Source organism: Pseudonocardia sp. UM4_GMWB1 (genome assembly GCF_017312155.1).
Lineage (GTDB): Bacteria > Actinomycetota > Actinomycetes > Mycobacteriales > Pseudonocardiaceae > Pseudonocardia > Pseudonocardia alni.
In genome coordinates, this window is sequence record NZ_QJPN01000001.1 from 3,813,565 (window position 1) to 3,829,651 (window position 16,087).

Annotated in this window: 12 protein-coding genes (1 of these 12 cut by a window edge); 5 read left to right on the forward strand and 7 right to left on the reverse strand. The window is 73.1% G+C overall.

Annotation, left to right across the window (positions count from 1 at the left end):
• Window positions 1-4,304: the start of a type I polyketide synthase gene (locus tag DMP15_RS17715; protein WP_337826193.1), read on the reverse strand. The gene continues 24,199 nt to the left of window position 1, outside the view; only the first 4,304 of its 28,503 coding nucleotides appear in the window; its start codon is at window positions 4,302-4,304; its stop codon lies beyond the left edge, outside the window.
• 172 nt (window positions 4,305-4,476) lie between these two features.
• Window positions 4,477-5,511, reverse strand: a complete 1,035-nt coding sequence (locus DMP15_RS17720; protein ID WP_073575136.1) for a GDP-mannose 4,6-dehydratase — start codon at window positions 5,509-5,511, stop codon at window positions 4,477-4,479.
• A gap of 290 nt (window positions 5,512-5,801) precedes the next feature.
• Between DMP15_RS17720 and DMP15_RS17725 the strand changes: the two genes are divergently transcribed.
• From DMP15_RS17725 to DMP15_RS17745, 5 genes are read left to right on the forward strand one after another with little or no spacing between them, the layout of a single operon-like run.
• Window positions 5,802-7,556 carry an ABC transporter ATP-binding protein gene (locus DMP15_RS17725; protein ID WP_073575137.1) on the forward strand — a complete coding sequence of 585 codons (1,755 nt, stop codon included), beginning with the start codon at window positions 5,802-5,804 and terminating at the stop codon, window positions 7,554-7,556.
• Window positions 7,534-9,426 (forward strand): ABC transporter ATP-binding protein, encoded by a 1,893-nt coding sequence (locus DMP15_RS17730; protein ID WP_337826194.1) that lies wholly within the window; start codon window positions 7,534-7,536, stop codon window positions 9,424-9,426. The genes DMP15_RS17725 and DMP15_RS17730 overlap by 23 nt, the downstream gene beginning before the upstream one ends.
• A 30-nt stretch (window positions 9,427-9,456) precedes the next feature.
• Window positions 9,457-10,305 (forward strand): metallophosphoesterase family protein, encoded by an 849-nt coding sequence (locus tag DMP15_RS17735; protein WP_073575138.1) that lies wholly within the window; start codon window positions 9,457-9,459, stop codon window positions 10,303-10,305.
• Window positions 10,302-10,976 (forward strand): 4'-phosphopantetheinyl transferase family protein, encoded by a 675-nt coding sequence (locus tag DMP15_RS17740; protein WP_073575139.1) that lies wholly within the window; start codon window positions 10,302-10,304, stop codon window positions 10,974-10,976. The genes DMP15_RS17735 and DMP15_RS17740 overlap by 4 nt, the downstream gene beginning before the upstream one ends.
• A gap of 41 nt (window positions 10,977-11,017) precedes the next feature.
• Window positions 11,018-12,445, forward strand: coding sequence for a glycosyltransferase (locus DMP15_RS17745; protein WP_083658368.1), 1,428 nt, complete (start codon window positions 11,018-11,020; stop codon window positions 12,443-12,445).
• Window positions 12,446-12,987: 542 nt separating this feature from the next.
• Here DMP15_RS17745 and DMP15_RS17750 read toward each other — a convergent pair.
• The 5 genes from DMP15_RS17750 to DMP15_RS17770 are packed head-to-tail and all read right to left on the reverse strand — an operon-like array spanning window position 12,988 to window position 16,076.
• Window positions 12,988-13,425: an arsenate-mycothiol transferase ArsC gene (locus tag DMP15_RS17750; RefSeq protein WP_073575140.1), complete on the reverse strand. Its 438-nt coding sequence runs from the start codon at window positions 13,423-13,425 to the stop codon at window positions 12,988-12,990.
• Window positions 13,422-13,850 carry an arsenate reductase ArsC gene (locus tag DMP15_RS17755; protein WP_337826195.1) on the reverse strand — a complete coding sequence of 143 codons (429 nt, stop codon included), beginning with the start codon at window positions 13,848-13,850 and terminating at the stop codon, window positions 13,422-13,424. The genes DMP15_RS17750 and DMP15_RS17755 overlap by 4 nt, the downstream gene beginning before the upstream one ends.
• Before the next feature lie 25 nt (window positions 13,851-13,875).
• Entirely contained in the window at window positions 13,876-14,547 is a 672-nt protein-coding gene (locus tag DMP15_RS17760; protein ID WP_073575142.1) for an arsenate reductase ArsC, read from the reverse strand.
• A gap of 47 nt (window positions 14,548-14,594) precedes the next feature.
• Window positions 14,595-15,689 (reverse strand): ACR3 family arsenite efflux transporter, encoded by a 1,095-nt coding sequence (gene arsB, locus DMP15_RS17765; protein WP_337826196.1) that lies wholly within the window; start codon window positions 15,687-15,689, stop codon window positions 14,595-14,597.
• A gap of 15 nt (window positions 15,690-15,704) precedes the next feature.
• On the reverse strand, window positions 15,705-16,076 hold the full coding sequence (locus tag DMP15_RS17770; protein WP_179760058.1) for an ArsR/SmtB family transcription factor: 372 nt from the start codon (window positions 16,074-16,076) through the stop codon (window positions 15,705-15,707).
• Window positions 16,077-16,087 lie beyond the last annotated feature (11 nt).

A 16,087-nucleotide genomic window follows, 5' to 3' on the forward strand; every position in this document is an offset into this window, starting at 1 on the left:
CCCAGGCCGCCGGTGCCGCCGGTGACCAGCACGGCGCCGTCCCCGAACGACGGGGTGGCGCCGGCCTCGCGCGGGGCGGGGCGGCGCACGAGCCGGGCCGCCCGCAGACCGTCGCGGGTCAGCAGCAGCTCGGGCTCGTCGGCCGTGAGCGCGGTGAGCGGCAGGTCGGCGGGGTCGACGTCCGGGGCGAGGTCGAGCAGCGCGAACCGGCCGGGGTTCTCCGAGCGGGCGGAGCGGAGCAGGCCCCACGCGGCCGCGGCGGCCACGTCGTCACCGGTGGTGGCGCCCCGGGTCACCACGACCAGGCGGGAGCCGTCCAGGCGGTCGGCGTGGTCGAGCCAGGTGCGGACGGCGGCGAGCGCGTCGGCGGCACAGCGGTGCGCCTGCGCGGCCTCCGCTCCCCCGGCCAGGCCGAGCAGCACGACGTCGGGGGCGGGACCGTCTGCGGTCACGAGCGTCGCCAGGTCCGTCGGTCCGGCGACGCCGCCGTGCGCGGCGCCGAGGCCGGGGTGCGTGGCGAGCCCGAGCACGTCGTCGCCGGCGATCACGACGCTGCCGGGGACCTCACCCGCGGGGGTGACGGGCGTCCAGTCGAGCCGGAACAGCGCGTCCCGGGCGACGGCACCGGCGGAGTCGAGGTCGAGCTCGCCGACTCCGCGCAGCACCAGCGAGTCGACGGTGACGACCGGTGCACCGGTCCCGTCGGCGACGGCGACGGCGATCGCGTCGTCGGCGACCGGGGTCAGGCGCACCCGCAGGGTCCCCGCGCCGCTCGCGTGCAGCGTCACGCCCTCCCAGGAGAAGGGCATACCCCCGCGGCTGCGCTCGCCCAGCTCGACGAACCCTGCGGCGTGCAGTGCGGCGTCGAGCGCGGCGGGGTGCAGGCCGAAGGCGTCGACGTCGGTACGGCCTGCCTCGGGCAGCACGATCTCGGCGAGCACGGCGTGGTCGTGGCGCCAGGCCGCGGTGAGGCCGCGGAAGGCGGGGCCGTAGCCGAAGCCGGCCTGCGCCAGGCGGTCGTAGAGGTCCTCGACCCCGAGCGGCTCGGCCCCGGCGGGCGGCCACTCGGTCGCGTCCGGGGTCGCCGGGACGGCGCCGCCCGCGGCGAGGACGCCGGTGGCGTGCGGGGTCCAGGGAACGTCGTGCTCGGCGTCGGCGTCGGTGTCCGGCCGGGCGTAGACGGTCAGGGTGCGGCGGCCACCGGCGTCCGGGGCCCCGACCCACAGCTGGACCGCGACCCCGCCCTCGTCGGGCAGGGCCAGCGGGGCGGCGAGGGTCAGCTCCTCCACCCGGTCGCAGCCGACCTCGTCGCCGGCCCGCACGGCCAGCTCCAGGAAGGCGGTGCCGGGCAGCAGGGTGGTGCCGCGCACGGTGTGGTCGGCGAGCCAGGGGTGGGTCTGCAGGGACAGCCGTCCGGTGAGCAGCGCGCCCTCGGAGTCGGCGAGCGACACCGTGGCCGACAGCAGCGGATGCCGGGCGGCGCCGAGCCCGGCCGAGCGCAGGTCGGCGGCACCGGTCTGGAGGGCCTTGGGCCAGAACCGGCGGCGCCGGAAGGCGTAGGTGGGCAGGTCGGTGCGGCGGGCGCCGGTGCCGGCGAACCAGGGTGCCCAGTCGACGGCGGTGCCGTGGGTGTGCAGCGCGGCCAGTGCGGCGGTGAGGGTGTGCTCCTCGGGGCGCCCGGCGCGCAGCGCGGGCACGGCGACCGAGGCGGGGGCGCCGGGGTCCGCGGCGTCGAGGCAGTCGCGCGTCATGGCGGACAGGGGGCCGTCCGGGCCGAGCTCGAGGAACGCGGTGACGTCGTGGCGGGCGAGCCAGTCGACGCCGTCGGCGAACCGGACGGCGCTGCGGACGTGCTCGACCCAGTAGTCGGCCGAGGTGAGTTGGGCGACGGTCGCGAGCTCGCCGGTCACGTCGGAGACGATCGGGATCAGCGGTGCCTGCAGGTCGAGGCCCTCGACGACGGCGCGGAACTCGTCGAGCATCGGTTCCATCAGCGGCGAGTGGAACGCGTGGCTCACCCGCAGCCGCCGGGTCCGGCGTCCCTGGTCGGCGAGCAGGCCGGCGACGGCGGTGACCGCCTCGTCGGCGCCGGACAGCACGACCGCCGACGGGCCGTTGACCGCGGCGACCGAGACCCGGTCGCGGTACCCGTCGAGCAGGGCCTCGACCTCGGCCTCGGTGGCCTGCACCGCGACCATGGCGCCACCGGTGGGCAGCGCCGCCATCAGGCGGCCGCGGGCGGCGACCAGGGTGGCGGCGTCGTCGAGCGCGAGCACCCCGGCGACGTGTGCGGCGGCGATCTCGCCGACCGAGTGTCCGAGCAGGTGGCCCGGGGTGACGCCGAGGGAGGTGACGAGCCGGTACAGCGCCACCTCGACGGCGAAGATCGCGGGCTGGGCGTACGCGGTGTCGTCGAGCAGCGCGGCGGCGGTCTCGTCGGGGGTGGTGCCGTCGGTAGTGCGCCGGAGGATCTCGCGCAGCGGGCGCTGCAGCTCCGGGTCGAACGCGGACAGCACCGTGTCCAGGGCCTCGGCGAACACCGGGAAGCGGGCGGCGAGCTCGCGCCCGGCGCCGATCCGCTGCGAGCCCTGCCCGGTGAACAGCACGGCGAGCCGGCTGTCCGGCCGGGCCTCGGCGGTCACCGTGTCACCGGCCGCGGCGGGATCGCCCGCGGCCAGCGCGTCGAGACCACCGGCGAGGGCGTCGCGGTCGGCGGCGAGCAGCACGGCGCGGTGGGCGAACGCGGTCCGGGTTGTGGCCAGCGACCACGCGACGTCGGTCAGCGGGGTGTCGGGGGCGGCGGCGAGTGCCTCGCCGAGCGCGGCGGCCTGGGCCTGCAGCGCCTCGGGGGTGCGCCCGGAGAGCAGGACCGGGACGGTGCCGGGCTCGGTCGGGCCGGGCTCGCCGACGGCCGGGCCGTCGTCCTCGGGGGCAGGGGTACCGGTCTCGGGGGCGGGGGCCTGCTCGATGATGGTGTGGGCGTTGGTGCCGCTGATCCCGAACGAGGAGACCGCGGCGCGGCGCGGGGCTCCGGTGGCCGGCCAGTCGGTGTTCTCGGTGAGGATGCGGACGGTGTCCGGGGACCAGTCGACGTGCCGGCTGGGGTCCTCGGCGAGCAGCGTGCGGGGCAGTACCCCGTGCCGCATCGCCATCACCATCTTGATCACCCCGGCGACGCCGGCGGCGGCCTGGGTGTGGCTGATGTTCGACTTGACCGAGCCGAGCAGCAGCGGGCGCTCGACGTCCCGGTCCCGTCCGTAGGTGGCCAGCAGCGCCTGCGCCTCGACCGGGTCGCCGAGGGTGGTTCCGGTGCCGTGCGCCTCGACGACGTCGACGTCGCCAGCCGACAGCCGGGCGTTGACCAGCGCCTGTTCGATGACCTGCTGCTGGGACGGGCCGTTCGGGGCGGTGAGCCCGTTGGACGCGCCGTCCTGGTTGACCGCGGAGCCGCGGACGACGGCCAGCACCTCGTGCCCGTTGCGGCGCGCGTCGGACAGCCGCTCCAGGACGAGCAGGCCGACGCCCTCGGCCCAGCCGGTTCCGTCGGCCGTGTCGCCGAAGGATCGGCAGCGGCCGTCGGCGGACAGTCCTCCCTGGCGGCCCATCTCGATGAAGGTGCCGGGCCCGGACATCACGGTGACACCGCCGGCCAGTGCCAGCGAGCACTCACCGCCCCGCAGGGCCTGGGTGGCGAGGTGCACCGCCACCAGCGACGACGAGCACGCGGTGTCGACCGTGACGGCGGGGCCGACCGTGCCGAAGGTGTAGGAGATGCGCCCCGATAGGACGCTGCCGGTGTTGCCGGTGAGCTGGAAACCCTCGGCGCCGTCCGCCGGGCCGACCCGGTAGTCCTGCGCCATCGCGCCGACGAACACACCGGTGCGGGTGCCCTGCAGCGAGACCGGGTCGATCCCGGACCGCTCGAACGCCTCCCAGGCGGACTCCAGGACGACCCGCTGCTGCGGGTCCATCGCGACGGCCTCGCGCGGGGAGATGCCGAAGAACTCGGCGTCGAAGTCGGGGGCGTCGTGCAGGAACCCGCCGGATCTCGTCGGGGAGCCGGCGAACGCGGCGGTGTCCCAGCCGCGGTCGGTGGGGAACGGCGTGACGCCGTCCTCCCCCGCCTCGACCATCCGCCACAGGTCCTCCGGGCTGCGGACACCGCCGGGATAGCGGCAGGCCATCCCGACGACGGCGATCGGCTCCTGGGCGGCGGACTCGAGCTCGCTCACCCGCCGGCGGGTACGGCGCAGGTCGGCCGTGGCCAGCTTGAGGTAGTCCCGGAGCTTCTGTTCGTTGTCCATTCCAACTCCACCCGTCTCGCCGCCGACGCCCGCTGACAATCGCGCCGGAATTCCGCACACATCCGACAGGAACCGAATCGCCGCCCCGTTCCCGCCGTACGGCGGAGGGGCTCATCGCAGATGATTCTGCGGAGGATCCGGGCCGGAAATCCCTAGTGTGTCGTCCGCCGGTTCACCAGTTGGCGGCCAGCAGCAGGTGGCCGTACTCGTTCTCCCGCGCCACGTGCTCGAGGTCGGAGTCGACCATCATCCGCATGAGCTCGGGGAAGTCGACCTCGGGCGTCCAGTCGAGCAGCCGCCGGGCCCGCAGGCTGTCGGCGCACAGCACCTCGACCTCGGCCGGGCGCACCAGCGCCGGGTCGATGACGACCTTGTCCCGCCAGTCCAGCCCCACGTGCTCGAAAGCGATCTGCACCGCGTCCCGCACCGAGTGCATCTGGCCGGTGCCGATCACGTAGTCGTCGGGCTCGCCCTGCTGCAGCATGAGGTGCATCGCGCGGACGTAGTCACCCGCGTAGCCCCAGTCGCGCACCGCGTCGAGGTTGCCCAGCGCGAGGTCGCGCTGCAGGCCGAGCTTGATCCGGGCGACCGCCAGGGAGATCTTCCGGGTGACGAACTCCTGGCCACGGCGCGGCGACTCGTGGTTGAACAGCATGCCCGACACCGCGTACATGCCGAACGACTCGCGGTAGTTGCGGGTGATGTAGTGGCCGTAGGCCTTGGCGGCGCCGTAGGGGCTGCGCGGGTGGAACAGCGTCGTCTCCCGCTGCGGGGTCTCCGCGGCCTTGCCGAACATCTCCGACGACGAGGCCTGGTAGAAGCGGATCTGCCCGTTCGGCGACGCCGTGCGCGACATCGAGAGGCCGGAGACCATCCGGATCGCCTCGAGCACCCGGAGCACACCGGTGCCGTTGACCTCGGTGACAAGCTCGGCCTGCTGCCAGGACATCGGGACGAACGAGATCGCGCCGAGGTTGTAGACCTCGTCGGGCTGCACCGTGTCGACGGCCGAGACCAGGCTGGCCTGGTCCATCAGGTCGCCGTCGACGAACTCCAGCTCGGACGCCAGCCGGCTGACCCGCGTCTTGCGGGGGTTGGCCTGCCCCCGGATCAGGCCCCAGACCTGGTAGCCCTGCGACAGCAGGTGCTCCGCCAGGTAGGAGCCGTCCTGACCGGTGATTCCGGTGATCAGTGCGCGTTTGGACATCGGGATTCCCTTTCGACCGTTACCGGGCCCGCCCATACGCGTCGACCGGCCGTCGGCACGGCGGCGAATACGCTGTCCGGACGAGAGACACGCCGCACGCTGGCAAGATCGGCGAGACGGTGTCAACGAATCCGCCGGGATGTAGGGAATTCACGAGTGCGGCCGCAGGAAATGGTGAGCAGAACTGGGGGATTCCGGGTCCGCGGTCTGGTCGGCTGTCCTGGCCGGTGTGCCACCGGCATCGTCCACCGGGCGGCCCGGCGGTCGCCGTGAACCGGGGGTGTCCTGACGTGCTGTGGAGACTCGCGCGCACCCGGCTGCGCGGCTACGCCGGGCCGGCGGGCGCCCTCGTCGTCCTCCAGACCGCGCAGATCGCCGGAACGCTGCTGCTGCCGACGCTCGGCGCGGCCCTCATCGACGAGGGTGTGGTCCGCGCCGACCCCGGCCGGATCGCCGAGCTCGGGGTGCTGATGGCCGGCACCGCCGTGGTCCAGATCGCGGCGGCGCTGGCGGCGACCGCCCTGGGGGCACGCACCTCCACCGCGGTGGGCCGGGACCTGCGCGCCGCGGTGTTCGACCGCATCCTGGACTTCTCCGCCCGCGAGATCGGCAGGTTCGGGACGGCGTCGCTGCTGACCCGCACGGTCAACGACGTCCAACAGGTGCAGAACCTCGCCCGTTCCGGGTTCGGTGTCGTCGTGTCCGCCCCCCTGATGTGCATCGGCAGCATCGTGCTCGCGCTGGCGCAGGACGTACCGCTGGCACTGCTGCTGGTCGTCCTCGTGCTGGTCGTCGGGGTGGCCTTCGGTCTGCTGCTGGTCCGGATGGGTGGCCTCTACGGCCGGATGCAGCTCGCCCTCGACGACCTCGGACGGCTGCTCCGGGAGTCGATCACGGGGGTGCGGGTGGTCCGCTCGTTCGTCCGTGAGGACCACGAGCAGGTGCGCTTCACCCGCAGCAACGACGCGTTCCTCGACCTCTCCCGGCAGGTCGGCCGGCTGATCGCCACGATGCTGCCGCTGGTGCTGCTGATGATGAACGTGTTCACGGTCGTCCTGATGTGGCTCGGCGCCCACCGCATCGACGCAGGCGTGATGCAGCTGGGCGCGCTCAGCGCATTCCTGTTCTACCTGTCGTTGATTCTCATGTCGGTCGTGATGCTCGCGTTCGTGTTCCTGCAGGTGCCGCGGGCCCGGGTGGGGGCGGGCCGGATCCTGGAGGTGCTCGACACCGAGCCGGCCGTGGCCGCACCGGCGACCCCGGCTCCGCTCCACGGCCCCGCGGGACGGGTCGAGATCCGGGACGCCGAGTTCCGCTACCCGGGCGCGGAGCGTGCGGTGCTGCGCGGGGTCGACCTGGTCGTCGAGCCGGGCGAGCGGCTCGCGGTGCTGGGCGGCACCGGGAGCGGCAAGTCGACCCTGCTGAACCTCGTGCTGCGGCTGGTCGATCCGACCGCGGGCACGGTCCGGGTGGGTGGCACCGACGTGCGACGGCTCGACCCCGCGGTGCTCACCGGCGTCGTCGGGTTCGTGCCGCAGCGCCCCTACCTGTTCGCCGGCACGGTCGCGAGCAATCTGCGGTTCGGGCGGACGGACGCGACCGACGACGAGCTCTGGGAGGCATTGCGCGTCGCGCAGGCCGACGGCTTCGTCGCGCGGATGCCGGGCGGTCTGGACGCGGAGATCGCGCAGGGCGGCACCACCGTGTCCGGTGGCCAGCGCCAGCGGCTGTGCATCGCCCGCACCCTGGTCCGCCGGCCCGAGATCTACCTGTTCGACGACTGCTTCTCCGCGTTGGACCAGGCCACCGACGCCGCACTGCGGGCGGCGCTGGCCCCGTGGACCGCAGGCGCCACCGTGATCACCGTGACCCAGCGGGTCGCCACCGCGCGCGACGCCGACCGGGTCGTCGTCCTCGACGCCGGACGGCTGGTCGCCGACGGTACCCACGACGACGTCCTGCGCGACAGCCCGACCTACCGCGAGATCGCGAACTCCCAGCCCACCGAGGAGGACGTCGCCCATGGCCTCGCCGGACGTCACTGAGCCCGCCCCGTCGGCGGCCACCCGGCCGGGGGAGGGCCCGGCGGGACCACCCGACGGACCCGCGCCGGGTGACCGCCCGGCGCGCCGGCTCGTGGGGCTGCTGCGGCCGCACCGCGGGCCGGTGGCGCTGGCCGTCCTGACCGGCGTGGCCGGGATCGCGCTCAACGCCGTCGGCCCGCTGCTACTGGGCCGGGTGACCGACCTGATCGCGGTCGGCGTCCTGGGTCCGGGCGGAGCGGGCGGGCCCGCAGCGGGCAGCCCCGGCCCCGCCGACGGTGTCGACTTCGACTCGGTCGCCAGGTTGCTGCTGGTCCTGCTCGTGGTCTACCTGGGGGCGTCGCTGTTCACGCTCGTCCAGGGCCGGATCGTCGCATCCGTGGTGTGGCAGGTGATCCACGACCTGCGGGGCCGGGCCCGGGCGAAACTGTCCCGCCTCCCGCTGCGGCACTACGACCGGCATGCGGCCGGCGAGACCCTCGGACGTACCACCACCGACGTCGACAACCTCCAGCAGACCCTCCAACAGACCCTGGCCGAGCTGATCACCTCGCTCCTGTCGCTGGTCGCGATGCTCACGCTGATGGTGGTGATCTCGCCGTCGCTGGCGATGGTGATGATCCTCAGCGTGCCGCTGGCGGGGCTGCTCGCGGTCGGGCTGGGTCGCCACGCGCACCCGCAGTTCACCACACAGTGGGAGGCCAACGGCGCGCTCAACGCCCACGTCGAGGAGGTCTGCACCGGGCACTCCCTCATCCGCGGCCACCACCGCCGGGACGAGGCGCGGCGCCGGTTCGCCGAGTGCAACGACGCGGTGTACCGGGCCGGGGCGTCGGCCCAGACCTCGTCCGGCGCGATGGAGCCGGTGATGATGTTCGTGGCGAACCTCGGGTACCTGGTGGTGGCCGTCCTCGGCGCGTGGAAGGTGCTCTCCGGCTCGCTCACCCTCGGCGACGTGCAGGCGTTCATCCTCTACGCCCGCCAGTTCAGCCAGCCGATCGTCGAGATCGCCTCGGTGGCCGGGCGGCTCCAGTCGGGGGTGGTGTCGGCGAAGCGGGTGTTCACGCTGCTCGACGCGCCCGAACAGTCGCCCGAGCCGGCCCGCCCTGCCGTGCCCGCGGCACCGGCGGGCCGGGTCGAGTTCCGCCGGGTGTCGTTCCGCTACGTCCCCGACGTCCCGCTCATCGAGGACCTGTCGCTGACCGTGGAGCCGGGCAGCACGGTCGCGATCGTCGGATCCACCGGCGCGGGGAAGACCACCCTGGGCAACCTCCTCGTGCGCTTCTACGAGATCGAGGGCGGGCAGATCCTGCTCGACGGCGTGGACACCGCGACGATGACCCGCGCCGACCTGCGGTCCCGGTTCGGGCTCGTCCTGCAGGACACCTGGCTGTTCGGCGGGACCATCGCCGAGAACATCGCCTACGGCGCGCCCGGCGCGACCCGCGACGAGATCGAGCAGGCGGCCCGCGCCACCTGCGTCGACACGTTCGTCGCGACGCTGCCCGACGGCTACGACACCGTCCTCGACGAGGACTCCGGCGGCGCTAGCGCCGGACAGAAGCAGCTGATCACGGTGGCGCGGGCGTTCCTCGCCGACCCCGCCGTGCTCGTCCTCGACGAGGCCACCAGCTCCGTCGACACCCGCACCGAGCTGCTGATCCAGCGCGCGATGGCCACCGTGCGGACCGGGCGGACCAGCTTCGTGATCGCGCACCGGCTGTCGACGATCCGCGACGCCGACCGGATCGTGGTCATGGACGCCGGCCGGATCGTCGAGCAGGGCACCCACGACACACTGCTGCGCGCCGGTGGCGCCTACGCCCGGCTGCACGCCGCGCGTACCAGCGACGCCGACACCCTGGCCCCCTGACCGTTCCCCGACCGACCGGGAGGACCCACCGTGCCCGAACCCCAGCTGCTCGCCGTCGCCGACCTCCACGTCGTGCACGCCGAGAACCGGGCGCTCGTCGAGTCGCTGCGCCCGTCCACCGAGCGCGACTGGCTGATCGTCGCCGGTGACGTCGGCGAGATGTACGCCGACATCGAGTCGACCCTGCGTCTGCTCGCGAGCCGCTTCGCACGCGTGCTCTGGACCCCGGGCAACCACGACCTGTGGACCCATCCGCAGGACCCCTGCACGCTGCGCGGCGACGCGCGCTACCGGGCGCTCGTCGAGACCTGCCGGGAGCTGGGCGTCACCACTCCGGAGGACCCGTACCCGGTGTGGGACGGTCCCGGCGGACCGGTCGCCGTCGCCCCGCTGTTCGTCGGCTACGACTACTCCTTCCGCGCCCCCGGCGCGACGACGGCGGCGGAGTCGCTCCGGATCGCTCACGACGCGGGTGTCGTCTGTTCCGACGAGTTCCTGCTGCATCCCGACCCCTACCCGGACCGCGCCACCTGGTGCCGACGCCGGGCCGCGCTGACCGAGCACCGCCTGGCCGCGGTCGACCCGGACCTGCCGACGGTGCTGGTGAACCACTGGCCGCTGCTGCGTCATCCGACGCGGGTGCTGCGGTACCCGGAGTTCGCGCAGTGGTGCGGCACCGAGCTGACGGCCGACTGGCACGTCCGGTTCCGCGCCGCGGCCGTCGTCTACGGCCACCTGCACATCCCCCGCGTCACCTACTACGACGGGGTCCGTTTCGAGGAGGTGTCGGTGGGCTATCCGCGCGAATGGCGGCCCCGGCCGCCCCGGGAACCGTTGCGCGCGGTGCTGCCGCTGCCGGTCGCCGGGGGTGTGCGGTGATCGAGCACGTGCTGCCCGGCCGGGTCGTCACCGAGTGCGCCTACGACGACGAGGAGCACCCCGGCGAGGGCCTCTTCCCCCAGGAGCGCGAGCTCGTCGCCCGGGCCGTGGAGTCCCGGCGGCGCGAGTTCACCACGGTGCGCAGGCTCGCCCGCCGCGCGCTGGGCCGGCTCGGCCGCTCCCCCGCCCCGATCCTCCCGAACCGTCGCGGAGCCCCGCAGTGGCCGCCTGGGGTGGTCGGCAGCATGACGCACTGCACCGGGTACCGGGCGGCCGCGGTGTCCTCGGTCGCCGAGTCCGCCGCGGTGAGCATCGACGCCGAGCCGGACGCACCGCTGCCCGCCGGGGTCCTGGAGACCGTCACCCTGCCCTCCGAGCGGGCGCTGCTCGCCGGGCTGGGACGGCGGCGGCCGGACATCGCGTGGGACCGGATGTACTTCAGCGCCAAGGAGAGCGTCTTCAAGGCCTGGTACCCGTTGACCGGTCGCGAGCTGGACTTCGACGAGGCCGAGATCGCGTTCGACGCCGCGGCCGGCACGTTCTCCGCCCGTCTGCTCGTCCCCGGCCCGGTCGTCGGCGGACGGAGCGTGCCGGTGTTCCCCGGGCGCTGGCACGCCGACCGGGGCCTGCTCGTCACCGCGGTGCATCTGCCGCCGCCACCGGCGGCGTGACTCCGGGGTTTTCCCGGCCCCCGCGGTGGTGCACTGGCCGCATGGAGCAGACCACCGGCACGCAGCGGGCCGACGGCCCCGGACAGGAGGCGGATCAGGCCGGTGCGCGGCCGGTCCTGTTCTGCTGTACCCACTCCACCGGGGAGGCCGCCACCAGTCTCGCGCTCGCCGGCGAGCTGGCCCGGCGCGGCGTACCGGACCTCGTGTTCGCCGCCGACGAGAACCTCCGCGGCCCGGTCGAGGAGATCGCCGACCGCAGCGCGGTGGAGTTCGTCTCCCTGGGCCCGGTGAACCCGGCGCTGGCACTCACCATGATGGACGACGCGACCTATGACCGGATCTACCAGCGGTCCCGGGTCCGCGCGTTGCGCGCACGGGCCCGGCAGCTGTTCGACGTCGACCACCTGCTGCAGCGCTACCAGGCCCTCGACGAGGTCGTCGAGCGTGTCCGCCCCGCCCTGATGGTGATCAACCGGTTCGCCACGCACGCCGTCCTGGTCGCGCTGGCCCGCGATATCCCCTACGTCATCACCGCACCGTGCCTGCTCAGCAGCCTCGTCGAGCACGACCTGCCGCGCGGGTTCCCCCCGCCGTCGTCCGGGCTGCCGCTGCGCCGCACCCTGCGCCAGGAGCTGGACCGGATCTGGTTCCGGATCGGCGTGGGCAGCCTGTTCCTCGACCGTTCGGTGCTGCGCAGGGCCGTCCGGCTGCACAAGCGGATGGGCGAGCTCGGGCTCGACCCGCGCACGCTGCGCGCCCCGGTCCAGCAGGAGGGCGCCCGCTCCCTGCTCTGCTTCACCGTCCCCGGGGTCGACTACCCGCTACCGGTCCCGGACCGGGTACGGATGGTGGGGGCGCTCGTCCCCCCGAGCCGCCACGACGAGCGCGACGCGGCCGTCACCGAGTGGCTCGACGCGCACCCGTCGGTCGTCTACGTGGCGTTCGGCTCGGTGACCCGGATGACGGCCGATCAGGTCCGGTCACTCGTCGAGCTGGCCCGCAGGCTCGGCGACGACCACGGCCTGCTCTGGGTGCTGCACCGGGACCAGCAGCGTCTCCTGCCCGCCGAGCTGCCGGCGAACCTGAAGGTGGTGCCCTGGGTCCATTCCCAGCTCGGGGTCCTGGAGCACCCGCACGTCCGGGCGTTCTTCACCCACGGGGGGAGCAACAGCATCCACGAGAGCCTCTACTTCGGGGTTCCCGTGCTGGTCCGTCCCACCCTCGTCGACCAGTTCGACCACGCGGTCCGTGCGGTCGACACGGGGATCGGGTTGACCGTCGAGCGGCCGGACCGCATCGACGTCGACGACACCCACGGCAGGCTGCTGCGGTTGCTGCACGAACCCGGGTTCGCCGACCGCGCGCGGGAGATCGGGCAGGTCCAGCGATCCGCCGGCGGGCTCCGCGTGGCCGGTGACGCCGTGCTGATGGAGCTTCGCGAAGCGTCGGTACCGACCCCCAGCGCCTGACCACCAGCGGGACCACCCGCCGCGCTCGTCCACGGCGTCCTGTCGCGGAAAGCTGTGGCTCGGACGGCGGTGCCCTCGGACGGCTTGCCTGACGCGTTCGCCGATCCGATCCGGTAGCCCATCCCGCGGACCCGCACCTTCTCCGAACCGTGCGGGAGCGGGGACCGGAACACGTCGTGGTCGCCCTACGGGCACAGGCACCGCTCCGTCGAGGCGGAGCGGAGCACCGAACCCCATCCCGCATCGTGGAGCTGCATGCTCCACGTCCACTCCACGCTCAGACCACAATGGACTTGTTCGTGGTCGCTGGCGATCATTCCCCTCGGGCGTCGCCCCGAGGTCGGACGCGGAGAAGGCGGCACCAGCCGAAGGGGATACCGCCTCGTTCCGACCGTCGGGACGGCAGGATTTGATCCTGCGACCCCGTGATGCGTGTTCGAGAGGCCCTCGAGCGGGGTGCTGGTACTGGCGGAGTTCGGCAGTGAAGCGCCCCGGGTTCAGTGCAGGCTCTGGGGTGCCCCGGGTTCAGCCAACGTCGACAACTACACGAGCGGGCCTCGCGATTCCGGAGGTGGGCCGGCCAGCTCAGCAAGCAGCAGGTCGACCCGAGCCGCTATGTCGTCGCGGATCAGGCGCATTCGTTCGAGTCCCTCGATCCCTCGCGCAGAGGGTTCGTCGGTGTCCCAAGTGCGAACCTCGATGTCCCCTCCGTCGACGTGTGCCTCCCGGCCGAGGGTGACCACGAGGTCGACGCGACGGAGCAGCTCGGGGTCGATGGGCTTGGGCGTCTCGCCGGTGATGTCCGCACCGGACTCACCCAGCACCTGCGCGGCCAGGGCGTTGACGGCACTACCCGGGCTGGTACCGGCGGAGTGGACCTCGACCCGGTCCCGGGCAGCGGCCCGCATGAGGCCGGCTGCCATCTGGGACTTGCCGCCGTTGCGGACGCAGACGAACAGGACCGACGGGGTAGCGGTCACGACGGTTTCGCTTCCGCTTTGATACCGGTCAGCTCGCCCAGCAGGGCACGGACCCGGGCATCGATGTCGTCGCGGATCGGCCGTACCTCGTCGACGGTCTTCCCGGCGGGATCGTCGAGCTGCCAGTCGAGGTAGCGCTTGCCCGGGAACACCGGGCACGCGTCGCCGCAGCCCATGGTGATCACGACGTCGGCGGCGTCGACGGCGTCGGTGGTCAGCCGCTTCGGGATCTCGGCGCTGAGGTCGATATCGCTCTCGGCCATGACCTCGCGGACCGCGGGGTTGATGCTCTCGGCCGGTGCGGAGCCGGCCGAGCGGACGCGGACCGCTCCGGCGGCGTGGTGGTCCAGCAGGGCGGCGGCCATCTGGGACCGTCCTGCGTTGTGGACGCAGACGAACAGGACTTCGGGGATGGCGTTGACCATCAGGGTGCTCTCCTGGGATCGGTGGTCAGGGGTGGGATCGATGTCGGACCGGGGCGGGCAGCAGCTCGTCGACGAGTCGGCGGACCCGCTGCTCGATGGCGTCCCGGATCGGACGGACGGCGGCGAGGTCGAGACCGTCCGGGTCGGCGATGTCCCAGTCCTCGTAACGGCGGCCGGGGAAGATGGGGCAGGCGTCGCCACACCCCATCGTGATCACCGCGTCGGCGGCGCGGACGATCTCGTCGGTCCAGGGTTTCGGGAACTCGGAGCTGATGTCGATGCCGACCTCGGCCATGGCCGCCACGGCGGCCGGGTTGACCGTGTGCGCAGGGGACGAACCGCCCGACCAGCCCACGGCCCGGTCCCCGGTCAGGTGTGTGAAGAAGCCGAGGGCCATCTGTGACCGGCCGGCGTTGTGGGTGCAGAGGAACAGCGCGACCGGTCGTCCGTCGTCGTCATGGCCCTCGACCCGTGCCAGGGCCCGCAGCCGCTGGCGTGCGAAGCGCTCGGCCAGCAGCGGCAGGAAGTTCAGCACGACCGCGCGGCCGGCGAACTCGTCGTAGGACGAGTGCAGGAACCGCTCGATGGTCTCCGTGCCGAACGTGTCGTCGAACTCCCGGGCCAGGTTCGTGGCCGCCGTGGTCAGGGCGAGCTGCTGGTCGATCGAGAGGGTGTCGCGGTGCCACGGACCGGTCATGGCGGGCCTTCTTCCTCGAAGGGCGATCGTGGTGTGGACGTGGTGGATCAGGTGCGGGACACGACATCGGGCTGTGCGGGGAACAGACGACGGCGGAGCCACAGGGAGACATAGACCAGCCCGACCAGCACCGGCACCTCGATCAGCGGCCCGACGACGCCGGCGAGCGCCTGCCCGGAGGTCACGCCGAACGCACCGATGGCGACGGCGATGGCGAGCTCGAAGTTGTTGCCCGCGGCGGTGAACGCGAGGGTGGTGGTGCGCTCGTAACCCATGCCGACGGCCCGCCCGAGGGCGTAGGAGCCGGCCCACATCAGGGCGAAGTAGGCGAGCAGCGGCAGCGCGATACGGGCGACGTCGAAGGGCTGTGAGGTGATGGCCTCGCCCTGCAGGGCGAACAGCAGCACGATCGTGAACAGCAGGCCGTACAGCGCGAACGGCCCGATCCGGGGAAGGAACTTCTCCTCGTACCAGTCACGCCCCTTGGCCCGCTCCCCCAGCCTGCGGGTGAGGTAGCCGGCGAGCAGCGGGATGCCGAGGAAGATCAGCACGGACTTGACGATCTCCCACGTGGAGACGTCGAGGTCGGTCACCGGCAGGCCGAGCCATCCGGGCAGGACCGAGAGGTAGAACCAGCCCAGCACGCCGAACATGACGACCTGGAACACCGAGTTCAGCGCGACCAGCACTGCGGCGGCTTCGCGGTCACCGCAGGCGAGGTCGTTCCAGATGATCACCATGGCGATGCACCGGGCGAGCCCGACGATGATCAGACCCGTCCGGTACTCGGGCAGGTCGGGCAGCATCAACCAGGCCAGCGCGAACATCAGCGCCGGGCCGAGGACCCAGTTCAGCAGCAGCGAGGTGAGCAACAGCCTGCGGTCACCGGTGACGGTGTCGAGGCGGTCGTAGCGGACCTTCGCCAGCACCGGGTACATCATGATCAGCAGGCCGAGCGCGATCGGCAACGAGACGCCGTCGACCGCCAGGGCGTCCAGCACCGGGGCGAGCCCGGGTACCAGGCGGCCGAGCAGCAGGCCGACCGCCATCGCCGCGATGATCCAGACCGGCAGGAAGCGGTCCAGGGTCGACAGCCGGGCGACGACAGCGGCGCCGCCGTCGGTGGTGTTCTGGGTGGTCACGTCAGTCCTCGTACGTCAGTTCGCAGGTGCGGTGGTTGCAGGGGCCGTGTCGGTGTCGGCGGCGGGATCGAGCAGGCCCGCGAGACGACCGAGGGCGGCCGGGACCGTGCGGTAGTAGATCCAGGTCCCCCGGCGCTCCCCGGTGATCAGACCCGCCTCGCGCAGCACCTTGAGGTGGTGCGAGATCGTCGGGCCGGACACCTCGAACACGCCGGACAGGTCGCACACACACGCCTCGCCCCCCGCGTGCGAGGCGATCAGCGACAGCAGCCGCAGGCGTACCGGCTCCCCGAGTGCCTTGAACACCCGCGCGAGTTCGGTCGACTCCGGCTCGTCGAGGGGGCGCTCCACGAGCACCGAGCGACAGATCGACTCCTGGTTCGACACTCGTCTATTTT

Coding starts and splice junctions, on each gene's coding strand:
- DMP15_RS17730 (WP_337826194.1), top strand. CDS start 7,534: ATGGCCTCGCCGGACGTCACTGAGCCCGCCCCGTCGGCGGCCACCCGG.
- DMP15_RS17760 (WP_073575142.1), bottom strand. CDS start 14,547: ATGACCGGTCCGTGGCACCGCGACACCCTCTCGATCGACCAGCAGCTC.
- DMP15_RS17755 (WP_337826195.1), bottom strand. CDS start 13,850: ATGGTCAACGCCATCCCCGAAGTCCTGTTCGTCTGCGTCCACAACGCA.
- DMP15_RS17745 (WP_083658368.1), top strand. CDS start 11,018: ATGGAGCAGACCACCGGCACGCAGCGGGCCGACGGCCCCGGACAGGAG.
- DMP15_RS17720 (WP_073575136.1), bottom strand. CDS start 5,511: ATGTCCAAACGCGCACTGATCACCGGAATCACCGGTCAGGACGGCTCC.